Below are 13,760 nucleotides of genomic sequence, written 5' to 3'. Positions count from 1 at the left end.
TCTTATGACGAGCGTATATTTACCGGCCGGCATAATGACTCTCGATTATTACCAGCAACAGGCGGATGCCTTTTTTGCCGCCACCGTACAGGTGGACATGACTTCTCTGTATGACCGCTTTTTGCCTCATGTGGCCGAGGGCGGGCATATTGTGGATGCCGGCTGCGGCTCGGGCCGCGACAGCCGGCATTTTGCCGGCCTGGGCTACAGGGTAACGGCTTTTGATGCCAGTCCGGCGCTGGTGCAAAAGGCGCGGGACTACACCGGTCTGCCGGTGGCCTGCCACGAGTTTCTCTCGCTCTCCTGCCGGCCCCCCGCCGATGCCATCTGGGCCTGTGCGTCTCTTCTGCATGTGCCAGAAAATGAGCTGGCGGGCGTGCTGGCGCATTTGGCCGCACAGCTGAAAACCGGCGGCGTGCTTTATTGCTCCTTTAAATACGGCAGGGGCGAGGTGGAGCGCAATGGCCGCCGTTTTACCGATATGAATGAACAGGGGCTGGCACAGTTGCTGGAAGCCTTGCCACTGGCAATTACAGAAAGCTGGCAGACGGCGGATCTGCGCCCCGGCCGCGAGCAGGAAACCTGGCTTAATGCCCTGCTGAAAAAGGAGAGCGACTGATGCTGGAACTGGTCACCGGTGGCGGCAAGCAGGATCCTGTGTTCAACCAGCCACTGTTAACGCCATTGCTTGATGCCATTAACCAGGCCGGCAAGGGCAGTGCCATTACCATGGCGGTGTCTTTTATTCGTCAGAGTGGGCTGTGGCTGCTGAAAGATGCGTTGCATGAAGCGCTGGGGCGGGGGGCCACATTGCGGGTGCTCACGTCCGATTATCTGGATGTAACCGAGCCGGTGGCACTCAGAGAGCTGATGCTGCTGGCCGAGCGCAGTGCCGATGTGCGTATTTACCAAAGCAGCGGCGAGGCCGGCTTTCATCTCAAGTCTTATCTGTTTATTCAGCAACAGGGCGAGCAGCAGCTGCAGGGCAAAGGCTTTGTGGGCTCCAGTAATTTATCGAAAGCGGCACTGACCCAATCGCTGGAATGGAGCTGGCAGCTGACGGTGAATGATGTTCACAGTCCGGCGGCCAGCAGCCTGCTGGCGCTGCAGGCGCAGATGGAGCGACTGTTTAACGACAGTCGGGTGGTTCCGCTTTCCAGTGAATGGATAGATGATTACCTCAGGCGTTATCGCCAAAGCCCGTTAACCCACCTTCGGCTGGTTACCGGCGACACCCGCAGCGATGACGAAACCCTGCGCGAAACCCCCATGCCCAACAGCGTGCAGGAAGCAGCATTGGCGGCATTGCAGGCCAGCCGGACCGAGGGCTATCGCCGTGGTCTGGTGGTGATGGCCACCGGCCTCGGCAAAACCTGGCTGGCAGCCTTTGATGTGCGCCAGATGCAAGCCGCGCGCATTTTGTTTGTGGCTCACAGAGACGAGATTATTCGTCAGGCTCAGTCCACTTTTATTCACATGAACCCCGACGCACACACCGGCCTGTATACCGGCGATCAGAAAGAGCAGGCCAACTGGCTGTTTGCTTCGGTGCAGACCCTGGGGCGGGATGTTCATCTCAAACGGTTTGACCGGGAACACTTCGATTACATCATCGTGGACGAATTTCACCATGCCACGGCGTCGTCTTATCGTCGGCTGCTGGATCACTTTAGGCCAAAGTTTTTACTGGGCCTGACCGCTACTCCCGACCGTACCGATCAGGCGGATATTCTGGCCCTGTGCGACGACAATCTGGTGTTTGAGTGCCACCTGCGGGAAGCCATAGAGCGCCGTCATCTGGTGCCGCTGGTCTATCACGGCATTTATGACGAGCATATCAACTACGAGGAAATCCCGTGGCGCAATGGCCGTTTTGATCCTGATGCTCTGGATCATGCCTTTGCCAGCCAAAAGCGGGCCAAGCACGCGCTGGAACAATGGCGACGGCTGGGGCGCAGCCGCACTCTGGCGTTTTGTGTATCGGTGCGTCATGCCGAATTTATGGCGCGTATCTTTCAGGAAGCCGGCATTAACGCCGCCGCCGTCTATGCCGGATCTTCGCTGCCCCGTAACCAGGCACTGAAGGATCTTGCTGTAGGCCGGCTCAGCGTGATCTTCTCGGTGGATTTGTTTAACGAAGGTACGGATCTTCCTGCCATCGACACTCTGCTGATGTTGCGGCCCACCGAATCGCGCATTGTGTTTTTGCAGCAACTGGGTCGCGGCCTGCGCCTGCACCCGGGCAAGCAGGATCTGATGGTGATTGATCTGGTGGGCAATCACAGATCCTGTCTGTTTAAACCCTGGCAATTGCAGGAGACGCTGGGGGGATCAGGCACGCCGGGAGTAACCGATATCACGCTGCCGCCCGGCTGCTTTATTAATCTGGATCCGCAAGTGATCAAACTTGCCGATCAACTGCGTTACGGCAGTCGGGTGAGAGTAGCCGATGATTATGTGCGCCTGCGGGATCAACTGGGATCACGGCCTACGGCGGTGCAGGCCTTTCAGGCAAATATCGATTTTACCAAGGTGCGCAAGCAGCACGGCAGCTGGTTTGGGCTGGTACAAGAGCAGGGTGATCTGCCGGCGAACGCCGAGCGTGTGCTGGCAAAACTACATGATTTTTTGCTGACCGGCATTGAAACCACCCGGCTTGCCAAGTGCTTCAAGCTGATTTTATTGCAGGCGCTGCTGGAGCTGGACGGCCTGCGTGAGCCGCCTCTGCTTAGCGAACTGGCTGAACAGTCCCGGCTGGTGCTGGAGCGCCATCCTGATTTATTTATGCAGGATTTGCCCAAGCCTCAGCAGACCATAGCAGGCAACTCTGCCCAGTGGCTCAGCTACTGGAGCAGAAATCCGATAAAACACAGCACCAGCGGCAGCGGAGACTCTCAGGCTGACTACTGGTTCGAGATTCAGAATGAGCGCTTTTGTCCGCGCTTCAGCCTGCCGCTCAACGAGCTGAGTACTCTGCACGACATGATGCAGGAACTGGTGGACTTGCGGCTGGCAGAATACCGCCGGCGCAAGAATAAAGCCAAAACGGAGCAGATTACGCCAAGCGCCGAGGTGGTGAAGCTGCCGTATTATCCGAACCTAAAAATTGCCTGTGGCCATTTCAGAACCGGCAGCAGCGATGGTGCGGAAATGATGCCGGTGCCCGAAACAAAAGTGCGCGTGGATCCTCTGCATCACTTTCTGGCCAGAGCAAAAGGCAACTCAATGAATGGCGGTAAGCATCCGGTGAACGACGGCGATCTGCTGTTGCTGGAGTGGATTACTCCAGACCATGCCGGCAGCATCAGCAACCAGACGGTGGCTATAGAGCGGCAGGATCAAACCGGTGACGATCAATACCTGCTGCGGGTAGTGCGCAAAATCGCCGAGAACAACTACCTGTTGCACGCCACCAATCCGGATTATGAAGACATTGCCGTTACCGAGGAAATGAAGCCGTTTGCACGGCTGAGGGAAGTGCTGAAGGGGTGAGAGCCCTGTAATACCGCCGTCACCTTGCTTGCCCATAGTGATTCAGTTCTTTTTCAAGGAGTTGAATTACATGCAAAAAATCCTGTCTTTGTCTGCCGTTGCCGGCCTGGTGATGTTATCTGCCACCACCCATGCTAACAGTCTGGGCGGTCTGGCTTTTTCCGGCTCCACGCCCCATAGCGCTGCCATGACGGTAAAAGACGACTTTACCATAACGGGCAAGGCGGAGCTGATGCAGCTGAAGGCCATTAACGAAGACGGCACGGTAAACGCTATTGTAGAAATTCCCACTGGCACCTCCGCCAAGTGGGAAGTAAGCAAGGAAGATCCCAAAGCGGTTTACTGGGAATATAAAAACGGCCAGCCCAGAGTGGTGAATTATCTGGGTTATCCGGGCAACTATGGTGCCATTCCCGGCACGGCCCTGCCCAAAGAGCTGGGCGGCGATGGCGACCCATTGGATGTGATTGTGCTGGGGCAGGCGGTGCCACGAGGTGAAGTGGTGAAGGTGCGGGTGATAGGTGTGCTGAAAATGCTGGATGACGGCGAGCAGGACGACAAACTGATTGCCGTGTTGGCCAAAGACTCCCCCTTTGCTCACATCGGGAGCATGGCGCAGCTGAATGAAGAATATGCCGGCGTCAGCCGAATTGTTGACCTGTGGTTTGCCAATTACAAAGGCCCGGACGGTGGCATGGAAAGCCAGGGTTTTGAAGACACCGAGTCTGCCCGCAAGGTGCTGAATGCGGCCGCTGCTCATTTTGAGGCCGCCGGTTAAGGCCGGCTGCACAGGCCCTGCCGGCTAAAGCGGCGGCTACAAACAAGAAAAAGGCGTTAACTCTTTCGAGGTAACGCCTTAAAAATCAGTGCTTTAACTGAATATTATCAGTTCATTCCATACTTTTTGAGCTTTTTACGCAGAGTGCCGCGGTTAATGCCCATCATGTTGGCAGCGCGGGTCTGGTTGCCGCGGGTATACTGCATGATCACGTCCAGCATGGGCGCTTCGACTTCGGAGAGAACCAGTTCATACAGCTCGGTTACTTCCTGGCCGTTAAGCTGGGACAGGTAGTTGCGCAGGGCCTGATCCACAGAGTTGCGCAGCGGGCGCTGGGTCGGCTGCTCGGAAGTTGCAGATTTGGTGGTAGTTACCAGTGCGTCAGAAGTCGTAGTTTGTTCGAACATATTCAGTCGGCTCTTCTATTGTTCGTTAAGCTATTATTCGCGAAAAACTGCTCCAAGGCGTCGAGCTGTTGCTCACCATCCTCGATAGCGTTGAAATTACGGCGAAAGTCACGGCCCGCCTCACTTTCTTGCAAGTACCAGCCCACATGTTTTCGGGCAATCCTTGGACCCATTACCTCGCCATAAAAGTCATGCAGCGCGGTAACGTGTTCCCGAATCATTGCCTGCTCCTGTTCCGTCGGGAGCGGGGCGGGCAGGGTGCCTTGCTCAAGATAATGGCGGATTTCTCTGAAAATCCACGGCCGTCCCTGGGCAGCCCGGCCAATCATAATGGCATCGGCGCCGGTGTAATCCAGCACAAACCGCGCCTTTTGCGGACTGCTGATGTCTCCGTTGGCAACAACGGGGATCGAGACGGCCTGTTTTATTGCCCTGATGGTGTCGTATTCCGCGTTTCCCTTATACATGCAGGCGCGAGTGCGACCATGCACGGCCAGGGCTTGAATTCCGCAGTCTTCGGCAATGCGGGCAATGTGCACGCCGTTGCGGTTATCGGTGTCCCAGCCAGTACGAATTTTCAGGGTAACGGGCACCGGCACTGCATTTACCACGGCGCTGACAATGTTCTGCACCAGCTCCGGGAATTGCAGCAGGGCGGAGCCTGCCATCTTTTTATTTACTTTCTTTGCCGGACAGCCCATGTTGATGTCGATGATCTGCGCGCCCTGATCCACATTGTATCGGGCTGCATCGGCCATCAGTTCCGGATCGGCTCCGGCAATTTGCACGGAGCGAATGCCGGCCTCACCAGCATGATCCATTCGCCGGCGCGATTTGTCGGAATCCCGCAAACGGGGATTGGCCGACATCATTTCCGACACGGCCATGCCGGCCCCCATGCGCATGCACAGGGTGCGGAAGGGTCTGTCGGTTACGCCCGCCATGGGTGCAACCAGTAACGGTGCGTCCAGTTTGTAAGGACCAATTTCCATGAGGTTAAGGCTGTCTTGGCTCAGGGTCGCGTATCTTACGCATTTTTGACGGTGCTGAAAAGCTCACAAATTGACCGGCGCATAAATTTTTATAAGTCAAGGTTCTGGTGCATTTTTTATGCAGTTTCAAGACCGGTTTGGAGCTTTAAGGTGGCTCCATGAGGAGCCTTTTCTCAGCGCTTGCTGCCGTTCAGGCGGGCCCATTCTTCCCGGAACTCAGGCTCGGCCATATCAAACCACTGGTCATACACCTGATTCAGCCCGTCTGCCTGGGTTTCCAGTATGCCGGACAGCGCCAGTTTGCCGCCCGGGCGCACCAGGCTGCTGATCACCGGAGAGAGTTCTTTCAGCGGGCCGGCCAGAATGTTGGCCACCACTACGTCGGCCTGCAGACCTGCGGGTTGATCTTGCGGCAGATACACACTCAGGCGGTCGGCCACGCCGTTGCGCTCGGCGTTGTCTTTGCTGGCCTGTAGTGCCTGAGGGTCAATGTCGATGCCAATCACTTCTTTGGCCCCCAGCTTGAGCGCGGCCAGGCCGAGAATACCCGAGCCGCAGCCAAAGTCGATCACGGTTTTGCCGGTGAGATCCTGGCCGTCGAGCCATTCCAGGCACAGCGCCGTAGTGGGGTGAGTGCCGGTGCCAAAGGCCAGGCCCGGATCCAGCATCACGTTCACCGCCTCGGGCTCGGGCACATCACGCCAGCTGGGGCAAATCCACAGCCGGTTACCAAAGCGCATGGGATGAAAGCTGTCCATCCACTCGCGCACCCAGTCTTTGTCTTCCAGCTGCTCTACCTTATATACCAGATCTTTGCGGTAGAACTTTTTCAGAAAGTCGATGATGGGGGCCGGATCGGTTTCGGCGTCGAACAGGCCCACTACTACGGTGTCGTCCCACAGCAGGGTTTCACCGGGCAGGGGCTCGAACACCGGCTTGTCTTCGGCGTCCATGTAGGTCACCGCCTGAGCGCCACGGCCAGACAGCATATTGCTGACCTTGTCTGCGGTTTTTTCGGTGGCGTTGATGCGAATTTGTATCCAGGGCATGGCAGTCTTCGTTAGGGGTTAAAGAGCATATTCTATCATATTGCCGCCGTGTCAGCGGCCAAACAGGGCGCGCACGTCGGCAGAGGGGGGCGGCGTCAGCAGAGAGCCCACCACATAGGCCAGGCCCGAGAGCGCCAGGCTCGGCACTATGGCATGCAGCCCCAGCGGCTTGATGCCAAAGTGCAGCAGCAGGCTATAGCTGATGGCACCGGTGAGCATGGAGGCCAGTGCGCCCGTGCTGTTACCCCGCCACCAGTACAGGCCCAGCACCAGCGGCCAGAAAAAGATCGCCTGCAGGGCACCAAAGGCCATCAGGTTCAGCCAGATAATCATTTCCGGCGGACTCAGGGCGGCCCACAGCACAATCAGCCCCAGCACCAGCGTCACCAGCTTGCTGGCGCGCTTGATGGTGGCGGGGGCCGGCTGGGTTTTGCACAGGTGATTAAGATAAAGGTCTTTTACCAAAGTGGCGGCGGCCTGGATCAGCTGAGAATCAATGGTCGACATAATGGCGGCCATGGGCCCGGCCAGAAACAGTCCGGCTACCAGCGGCGGCAGCACGGTGAGCATCAGGGTGGGCATCACCTTGTCGGGCACCGTCAGCTCGGGCACCAGCACGCGCCCAAGCGCACCGGCAAAGTGCATGCCAAACATCAGCAGGGCACCCACCACAGTGCCGATAATAATGCCTCTGTGCATGGCGGTGCTGTCTTTGTAGGCCAGGCAGCGCACCGCCGAGTGGGGCAGACCAATGACCCCAAAGCACACCAGCACCCAGAACGACAGCATAAAGCTCATGCTCAGAAAGCCGTCGGGCCCCTGCGGCTGCACCAGGCCGGGATCAATGGCTTCCAGCTTGGTGAACATGGCCGCTGCGCCGCCACCGGCCTGCAGCACGCCGGCCAGCAGCACCACTGTGCCCAGCAGCATCAGCACGCCCTGCACCGCGTCGGTCACCACAACAGCGCGAAAGCCGCCCACCAGGGTATAGAGCAGCACGGCCCCGGCAAACAGCATAAGCCCGCTCTGATAAGACAGGCCGGTTACGGTTTCCAGCAGCCGGGCACCGCCAATAAACTGCACCACCATGGTGGCCACAAAGGCGACCAGCAGCCCCAGGCCGGCCAGCAGTACCACCAGCGAGTTCTGGTAGCGGGCCTGCAGCATGTCGTTAATGGTGAGTGCGTTTACCCGCCGCGCAATATGGGCGAACTGTTTGCCCAGCACCCCCAGAGTCAGCCAGACCGTGGGCACCTGGATCATGGCCAGCAGCACCCAGCCCAGCCCCATGCGGTAGGCAGCACCCGGGCCGCCAATAAAGGAAGACGCCGAGGCGTAGGTGGCCACCATGGTCATGGCCAGCACAAAGCCGCCCATGGAGCGGCTGCCCAGAAAATAGTCTTGCATAAAGCCGTTTTCACTCTGGCGGCGGCCCAGCCAGAGCCCCAGGCTGATCATGGCTGCCAGATAGACGAGCAGCGGAAGGGTGAGTTCGGCATTCATGAGGAGGCTTCCAGGTTTACTGCTTTAAAACACCAGCGCACCATGAGCGCACACAGCACAATAAACAGCAGCGGGTTGAACAGGCAGCTCAGCAAAAACCACAACGGCCAGCCGGCCAGGGTGAGTGCCGGCGGCACCAGCCAGGCACATGCGGCCCAAAGCGCCAGATACAGCAAGGCCAGCAGCACGCTGAGCAAGGCTTCGCGCCGGGCAACAGAGACAATGGAATTCATCAATTGAAGGCTCCTTCAGGAAGGACCGAAGCATACCAGCGAGGAAATAAAGGGACAAATACGGGGGTCACATCAGGGCGTATGTTGTGATGAGCGCAGCGAATCGCAGCCCCCGGGCACCGGTGAACTGTTGGGGGGCGAACAAAGATACCGGGTCGAGGCCCGGTATGACATTACCCCTGATATTCGTCGCCGGCGGCGGCGACAAAGGCCATCTCCACCAGATAGCCGGGGTTGGCCAGTTCGGCTTTAACGCAGGCGCGGCTGGGCGCTGTGTTTTCCGGGAACCATTCATCCCAGACTTCGTTAAAGGCGGGCAGGTTGGCAAAGTCGGTAAGATAAATGGTCACAGACAGCAGCCGGCCTGTGTCGCTGCCGATTTTGGCCAGCGCTGCTTCGGCCTGTGCCATCACCTGCCGGGTCTGCTCCTGAATGCCGGCAGACAGATCGCACTCGGGCACTTCCACAAAATGGGCGATGCCGTTAAATATGGTAATGTCGGACCAGCGTTTGCAGGGGTTGATACGATGAATCTTCATATTGCAGTTGTCTCAGTGGGCTGAGCGCCTGGTGTAACGGTTAGACAAAAACGGCACCCTCGGGTGCCGTTTTATCATTCCGCACAAGCCTTACAGGCCCAGCTTTTTCTCAAGGTAGTGGATGTTGGTTCCGCCATTGCGGAAGTTCTCATCACTCATAATTTCCTTGTGCAGCGGAATATTGGTTTTAATGCCGTCAATAACCAGCTCGTTCAGTGCGTGATTCATGCGGGCAATGGCGATATCGCGGTTTTCGCCGTAGCAGATCAGCTTGCCGATCATGGAGTCATAATAGGGCGGTACCCGGTAGCCGGCATACACGTGAGAGTCCCAGCGCACACCCAGGCCACCCGGCGAGTGGAAACGGGTAATTTCGCCCGGGCTGGGAATAAAGGTGCGCGGGTCTTCGGCGTTAATGCGGCATTCAATGGCATGGCCGCGCACCACCACCTGCTCCTGGGTGATGGACAGGGGCAGGCCGGCGGCCACACGCAGCTGCTCTTTAATCAGATCCACACCGGTGATCATCTCGGTCACCGGGTGCTCCACCTGAATACGGGTGTTCATTTCAATGAAATAGAACTCGCCGTTTTCATAGAGGAACTCAAAGGTGCCGGCGCCGCGGTAGCCGATGTCGACACAGGCCTTGCAGCAGCGTTCGCCGATGAACTTGCGCATTTCGGCGGTAATGCCCGGCGCCGGTGCCTCTTCTACCACCTTCTGGTGGCGGCGCTGCATGGAGCAGTCGCGCTCGGCCAGATGAATGGCGTTGCCCTGGCCGTCGGCCAGCACCTGAATTTCGATATGGCGCGGGTTTTCCAGGAATTTCTCCATGTACACCATGTCGTTACCAAAGGCGGCACCGGCCTCGGCCTTGGTCATGGCAATGGAGCTTTCCAGCTCGCTCTCGGAGCGCACTACGCGCATGCCGCGACCACCGCCGCCACCGGCGGCCTTGATAATCACCGGGTAGCCAATGCGCTTGGCAATGGCGGCGTTGCGTTTGGCGTCGCCGCCAATGGGGCCGTCGGAGCCCGGCACGCAGGGCACGCCGGCTTTTTTCATGGCTTCAATGGCAGACACCTTGTCGCCCATCAGGCGAATGGTGTCACCGCGCGGGCCAATGAAGATAAAGCCGGACTTTTCTACCTGGTCGGCAAATTCGGCGTTTTCTGCCAGAAAGCCGTAACCCGGGTGAATGGCCACGGCGTCGGTCACTTCGGCGGCGGCAATAATGGACGGCACGTTCAAATAAGACTGAGTGGCCTGATTGCCACCAATACAGATGGACTCGTCGGCCAGCAGCACGTGCTTGAGGTCGCGGTCGGCAGTGGAGTGAACCGCAACCGTCTTGATCCCGAGCTCCTTACAGGCGCGCAGAATGCGAAGGGCGATTTCACCGCGGTTGGCGATGACTACTTTATCAAGCATGGGAATTCCTTATTCGATGATGAACAGCGGCTCGTCGAATTCAACAGGCTGGGCGTTGTCGACCAGAATGGCTTTCACCACGCCGGCCTTGTCGGCCTCGATCTGGTTCATCATCTTCATGGCTTCAACAATGCACAGGGTGTCGCCCACGTTCACGGTTTGGCCTACTTCAACGAAGTTTTTGGCACCCGGGCTGGAGGCGCGATAGAAGGTGCCTACCATGGGGGAACGCATCACATGACCGCTCAGCTCGGCAGCCGGGGCTTCGGCTGCCGGAGCAGCAGCAGCCGGGGCGGCAGGCGCTGCAGCTGGGGCAGGAGCAGCCTGAAACTGTTGCGGAGCCTGCATTACCGGGGCGGGGTTACCGTAACGGCTGATGCGTACGGACTCTTCGCCTTCGGCAATTTCCAGCTCGGCAATACCGGACTCTTCTACCAGTTCGATCAGTTTTTTGATTTTACGAATATCCATGAGCGTTCTCTTTAGTTTTGTTGATGCTGATATCAATCAGCGACGGGCCAGGTAACGGGCCGCCGCCTCAAGGGCAAATTCGTAACCATCGGCACCCAGGCCACAAATTACCCCCACTGCCTTGTCTGCCAGGTAGGAGTGATGGCGGAAAGGCTCCCGGGCATGCACATTCGACAGGTGCACTTCAATGAAGGGAATATTGACTCCCAGCAGTGCATCGCGAATAGCCACGCTGGTGTGGGTAAAGGCAGCAGGATTGATAATGATAAAATCCTGCTGGCCGTCGGCCTGGTGAATGGCATCGAGCAGCAGGTGTTCCGCATTGGACTGCACATGGCTGAGCTCAATATTGTGCGCCGCAGCCTGCTCGGTGAGGCGGGCAACAATATCGTTCAGACTGTTATTGCCGTAAATGCCCGGTTCGCGCCGGCCCAGCAGGTTAAGGTTTGGCCCGTTGAGCAGCAGAATTCGGTATTTGTCGGCCATTGTGCAGCAATCCTCGTCAATCTTGCGGTGTTCACCTTGATTTGAGATGAGCCTAACGCTTTTTGCCGGTTTCAGGCAAATAAAATTATGCATTTGGGCTCGGTGCGCTCAATTATAGTGATTTCACGAAAATTGGCAGCAATTTACTGGTCTAATGACCTAAGTTTTTTTGATGATGATCATGGCGGGCTGCCGCTGACGGGCATTGAAAGCGACAGCAAGCTCTGCAAACTGTTGTTGCTGCGACAATTTGCGACCGTTATTAAGGGCCCGGCATAAAAAAACGCCGCATAAAGCGGCGTTTTTGCAACGGGCAGTCTGGCCTTATGCGACCTTGCTGCGCTCTTCAATCAGGCGATCCACCACACCCGGATCGGCCAGAGTGGAGGTATCACCCAGAGAGTCGGTCTCGCCGGTGGCGATCTTGCGCAGAATGCGGCGCATGATTTTGCCGGAGCGGGTCTTGGGCAGACCTTCAGCCCAGTGAATCACATCGGGCGTGGCAATAGGACCAATCTCTTTACGCACCCAGTCTTTTACTTCCTTGTGCAGCTCGGCAGACGGTACTTCACCGGCGTTGAGCGTGACATAGGCGTAAATGCCCTGGCCTTTGATGTCGTGAGGCACACCCACCACAGCGGCTTCGGCAATTTTGGGATGGGCCACCAGTGCTGACTCAATCTCAGCGGTGCCCATGCGGTGGCCGGACACGTTGAGTACGTCATCCACCCGGCCGGTGATCCAGTAGTAACCATCTTCGTCACGACGGGCACCGTCACCACTGAAGTAAGTGCCGGGGAAGGTAGAGAAATAGGTCTGCTCAAAGCGGTCATGGTCACCATAAATGGTGCGCATCTGACCTGGCCAGGAGTCCAGAATAACCAGGTTGCCGTCGGTGGCACCTTGCAGCTGGTTGCCTTCGCCGTCTACCAGGGCCGGCTGAACCCCGAAGAAAGGACGGGTAGCAGAGCCGGGCTTGAGATCGGTAGCGCCGGGCAGCGGCGTGATCAGAATGCCGCCGGTCTCGGTTTGCCACCAGGTATCTACAATGGGGCAGCGCTCTTCGCCGATCACACGGTAATACCACTCCCAGGCTTCCGGGTTAATGGGCTCACCCACTGAGCCGAGCACGCGCAGGCTGGCACGGCTGGTGCCTTCCACGGCTTCGTTGCCCTTGGCCATAAAGGCACGAATGGCGGTGGGGGCGGTATACAGAATGTTAACCTGGTGCTTGTCCACTACCTGCGCCATGCGGTTGGTCTTGGGATAGTTGGGCACCCCTTCAAACAGCAGTGTGGTGGCACCGTTAGACAGCGGACCGTAGATCAGATAGCTGTGACCGGTGATCCAGCCTACATCGGCAGTACACCAGTACACATCACCCGGGTGATAGTCAAAGATGTACTTGAAGGTCATGGTGGCATACACCAGATAACCGCCGGTGGTGTGCAGTACGCCCTTGGGGGTACCGGTAGAGCCGGAGGTGTAGAGAATGAACAGCGGATCTTCGGCGTTCATTTCTACCGGCTCACAGTCGGCGCTGGCCTGGGCAGTGGCTTCGTGCCACCAGATATCACGATGATCATGCCAGGCAATGTCGCCGCCGGTGCGCTGATATACGATCACACTCTTTACAGAAGTGACGTTGGGGTTGGTGAGGGCTTCATCCACGTTGGCCTTGAGGGCCACTTTACGGCCACCACGCAGACCTTCGTCAGCGGTAATCACCACCTTGGCTTTGGAGTCAATAATACGGCTGGCCACGGCATCGGGAGAGAAGCCGCCAAACACCACAGAGTGCACGGCACCAATGCGGGTACAGGCCAGCATGGCCACGGCAGCTTCAACCACCATGGGCATGTAGATGCTGACCACGTCGCCCTTTTGCACGCCCTGCGCCTTCAGTACGTTGGCAAAGCGGCATACCTGCTCATGCAGTTCACGGTAGGTGACTTTTTTGTCGTCTTCGGGGCTGTCACCTTCCCAGATGATGGCAACCTCGTCGGCCTTGGTGGCCAGGTGACGGTCAATGCAGTTGGCAGACAGGTTCAGGGTGCCGTCTTCAAACCATTTAATGCTGATGTGACCCGGGTCGTAGGAGGTGTTCTTGACCTTGGTGTAGGGTTTAATCCAGTCAACAAGCTTGCCCTGTGTACCCCAGAATTCGTCGGGGTTTTCAATGGACTGCTGATACATGGCCAGATAGCCGTCGTTATCCAGCAGTGCGGTCTTCGCAAACTCGGGCGTGACCGGATGAACCTTTACTTCACTCATTATTCCGCTCCTTGGTTGTAACCATTGGTTAACAAGGTGACCCAGATGGCCGTTACGCTCAATTAGACTTTCGGCTAGCCAATACGGGCACAGCCTCACGTAACA

At 57.6% G+C, this 13,760-nt stretch carries 13 protein-coding genes; 3 read left to right on the top strand and 10 right to left on the bottom strand.

Annotated features, from left to right (window positions below; all coding sequences use genetic code 11):
- The first annotated feature begins 34 nt into the window (after positions 1 to 34).
- The 3 genes from N2M06_RS12250 (at position 35) to N2M06_RS12240 (ending at position 4,270) form a co-directional block, all read left to right on the top strand.
- Positions 35 to 619 (top strand): class I SAM-dependent methyltransferase, encoded by a 585-nt coding sequence (locus N2M06_RS12250; protein ID WP_346350891.1) that lies wholly within the window; start codon positions 35 to 37, stop codon positions 617 to 619.
- Complete coding sequence (locus tag N2M06_RS12245; RefSeq protein ID WP_346350890.1) at positions 619 to 3,492, top strand: DEAD/DEAH box helicase family protein; 2,874 nt, start codon at positions 619 to 621, stop codon at positions 3,490 to 3,492. The genes N2M06_RS12250 and N2M06_RS12245 overlap by 1 nt, the downstream gene beginning before the upstream one ends.
- Positions 3,493 to 3,562: 70 nt before the next feature.
- Complete coding sequence (locus tag N2M06_RS12240) at positions 3,563 to 4,270, top strand: inorganic diphosphatase (protein WP_346350889.1); 708 nt, start codon at positions 3,563 to 3,565, stop codon at positions 4,268 to 4,270.
- A gap of 107 nt (positions 4,271 to 4,377) precedes the next feature.
- On the opposite strand, the gene fis is transcribed toward N2M06_RS12240, so the two are convergent.
- From fis to acs, 10 genes are all read right to left on the bottom strand, one after another.
- On the bottom strand, positions 4,378 to 4,677 hold the full coding sequence (gene fis, locus N2M06_RS12235; RefSeq protein WP_019935912.1) for a DNA-binding transcriptional regulator Fis: 300 nt from the start codon (positions 4,675 to 4,677) through the stop codon (positions 4,378 to 4,380).
- Between the two features lie 2 nt (positions 4,678 to 4,679).
- Entirely contained in the window at positions 4,680 to 5,669 is a 990-nt protein-coding gene (dusB, locus tag N2M06_RS12230; protein ID WP_346350888.1) for a tRNA dihydrouridine synthase DusB, read from the bottom strand.
- 173 nt (positions 5,670 to 5,842) lie between these two features.
- Complete coding sequence (prmA, locus tag N2M06_RS12225) at positions 5,843 to 6,718, bottom strand: 50S ribosomal protein L11 methyltransferase (protein WP_346350887.1); 876 nt, start codon at positions 6,716 to 6,718, stop codon at positions 5,843 to 5,845.
- A gap of 51 nt (positions 6,719 to 6,769) precedes the next feature.
- The gene (gene panF / locus N2M06_RS12220) at positions 6,770 to 8,221 is read right to left on the bottom strand and encodes a sodium/pantothenate symporter (protein WP_346350886.1); all 1,452 of its coding nucleotides are present in this window, start codon (positions 8,219 to 8,221) and stop codon (positions 6,770 to 6,772) included.
- The gene (locus N2M06_RS12215; RefSeq protein WP_019935916.1) at positions 8,218 to 8,454 is read right to left on the bottom strand and encodes a DUF997 family protein; all 237 of its coding nucleotides are present in this window, start codon (positions 8,452 to 8,454) and stop codon (positions 8,218 to 8,220) included. The genes panF and N2M06_RS12215 overlap by 4 nt, the downstream gene beginning before the upstream one ends.
- A gap of 173 nt (positions 8,455 to 8,627) precedes the next feature.
- Positions 8,628 to 8,993: a RidA family protein gene (locus N2M06_RS12210; protein WP_346350885.1), complete on the bottom strand. Its 366-nt coding sequence runs from the start codon at positions 8,991 to 8,993 to the stop codon at positions 8,628 to 8,630.
- A gap of 90 nt (positions 8,994 to 9,083) precedes the next feature.
- The gene (accC, locus tag N2M06_RS12205) at positions 9,084 to 10,424 is read right to left on the bottom strand and encodes an acetyl-CoA carboxylase biotin carboxylase subunit (RefSeq protein ID WP_346350884.1); all 1,341 of its coding nucleotides are present in this window, start codon (positions 10,422 to 10,424) and stop codon (positions 9,084 to 9,086) included.
- A 9-nt stretch (positions 10,425 to 10,433) separates the two neighbouring features.
- Positions 10,434 to 10,895: an acetyl-CoA carboxylase biotin carboxyl carrier protein gene (gene accB, locus N2M06_RS12200; protein WP_346350883.1), complete on the bottom strand. Its 462-nt coding sequence runs from the start codon at positions 10,893 to 10,895 to the stop codon at positions 10,434 to 10,436.
- Between the two features lie 36 nt (positions 10,896 to 10,931).
- On the bottom strand, positions 10,932 to 11,381 hold the full coding sequence (gene aroQ / locus N2M06_RS12195; RefSeq protein WP_019935920.1) for a type II 3-dehydroquinate dehydratase: 450 nt from the start codon (positions 11,379 to 11,381) through the stop codon (positions 10,932 to 10,934).
- A gap of 324 nt (positions 11,382 to 11,705) precedes the next feature.
- Positions 11,706 to 13,655, bottom strand: a complete 1,950-nt coding sequence (gene acs / locus N2M06_RS12190; protein WP_346350882.1) for an acetate--CoA ligase — start codon at positions 13,653 to 13,655, stop codon at positions 11,706 to 11,708.
- Positions 13,656 to 13,760 lie beyond the last annotated feature (105 nt).

This window comes from Oceanimonas sp. AH20CE76 (genome assembly GCF_039654065.1).
Lineage (GTDB): Bacteria > Pseudomonadota > Gammaproteobacteria > Enterobacterales > Aeromonadaceae > Oceanimonas > Oceanimonas smirnovii.
Note: the sequence above shows the minus strand (reverse complement) of the source record. Positions and strands in the feature narration are given on the sequence as shown.

What these genes read in the sequence shown, in the direction of transcription:
- N2M06_RS12250 (WP_346350891.1), top strand. Translation starts at nt 35, where the DNA reads ATGACTCTCGATTATTACCAGCAACAGGCGGATGCCTTTTTTGCCGCC.
- N2M06_RS12245 (WP_346350890.1), top strand. Translation starts at nt 619, where the DNA reads ATGCTGGAACTGGTCACCGGTGGCGGCAAGCAGGATCCTGTGTTCAAC.
- N2M06_RS12240 (WP_346350889.1), top strand. Translation starts at nt 3,563, where the DNA reads ATGCAAAAAATCCTGTCTTTGTCTGCCGTTGCCGGCCTGGTGATGTTA.
- fis (WP_019935912.1), bottom strand. Translation starts at nt 4,677, where the DNA reads ATGTTCGAACAAACTACGACTTCTGACGCACTGGTAACTACCACCAAA.
- dusB (WP_346350888.1), bottom strand. Translation starts at nt 5,669, where the DNA reads ATGGAAATTGGTCCTTACAAACTGGACGCACCGTTACTGGTTGCACCC.
- prmA (WP_346350887.1), bottom strand. Translation starts at nt 6,718, where the DNA reads ATGCCCTGGATACAAATTCGCATCAACGCCACCGAAAAAACCGCAGAC.
- panF (WP_346350886.1), bottom strand. Translation starts at nt 8,221, where the DNA reads ATGAATGCCGAACTCACCCTTCCGCTGCTCGTCTATCTGGCAGCCATG.
- N2M06_RS12215 (WP_019935916.1), bottom strand. Translation starts at nt 8,454, where the DNA reads ATGAATTCCATTGTCTCTGTTGCCCGGCGCGAAGCCTTGCTCAGCGTG.
- N2M06_RS12210 (WP_346350885.1), bottom strand. Translation starts at nt 8,993, where the DNA reads ATGAAGATTCATCGTATCAACCCCTGCAAACGCTGGTCCGACATTACC.
- accC (WP_346350884.1), bottom strand. Translation starts at nt 10,424, where the DNA reads ATGCTTGATAAAGTAGTCATCGCCAACCGCGGTGAAATCGCCCTTCGC.
- accB (WP_346350883.1), bottom strand. Translation starts at nt 10,895, where the DNA reads ATGGATATTCGTAAAATCAAAAAACTGATCGAACTGGTAGAAGAGTCC.
- aroQ (WP_019935920.1), bottom strand. Translation starts at nt 11,381, where the DNA reads ATGGCCGACAAATACCGAATTCTGCTGCTCAACGGGCCAAACCTTAAC.
- acs (WP_346350882.1), bottom strand. Translation starts at nt 13,655, where the DNA reads ATGAGTGAAGTAAAGGTTCATCCGGTCACGCCCGAGTTTGCGAAGACC.